The 633-nt window shown below is 38.4% G+C and carries 1 protein-coding gene; it reads right to left on the bottom strand.

Annotated features, from left to right (window positions below; all coding sequences use genetic code 11):
• Window positions 1-633: Ig-like domain-containing protein (locus AC3G7N_RS21490; protein WP_489424168.1), on the bottom strand; the 633-nt coding region annotated here is incomplete at both ends.

Here is a 633-nt window from a genome sequence, read left to right as displayed (position 1 = left end):
ATGCTTGCGTACTTACTACCTTCTTCAATTGTCCATGTTACTGACTTTTCAGTTGCATTTTCCGGCAGAACATTTGCTGATAATTGAAGTGTTCCACCTTTAGTTCTAATCTCCGAATCTCCATGTTCACCCATGATTTCGAGAGAACTAACATTAACGGGATTTAGAACTGTCAGTTCACAGGATACTTCATGACCATCAATGGTTGCTTTGATCGTAGTAGTTCCTGCTGCTTTACCGGTTACCATGCCTGCTGAATTTACAACTGCTACATCTGGATTGTCGGAAGTCCAAATAATTTTATTTGTATAATTTGCCGGCTCTACTGTTGCATTTAGTTGCAATGTTTTACCTACATTTACCTGTGCATGTGAATCCATAGCCAAATCCGTTGCAGGTACTGTTGGAGCAATTTGATTTGGTACATCTGCTTTGTACATAGTTAAGTAGTCTAAATTTACATTACCTATACTGTCATTATCGATACGATAACTGATTACATTTTTACCCTCTTTTAAGGCCAAACGTTCAGATGCGGTAAACCATTCCTCCCAGCTGATTGCTGTTTTATCTGGTGTTATTGTTTTCACATGTGCACCATTTACATATACATTGACTTTTGCTCTTGCAGGT

The sequence above is a fragment of the Virgibacillus carmonensis genome (assembly GCF_057836705.1).
Note: the sequence above shows the minus strand (reverse complement) of the source record. Positions and strands in the feature narration are given on the sequence as shown.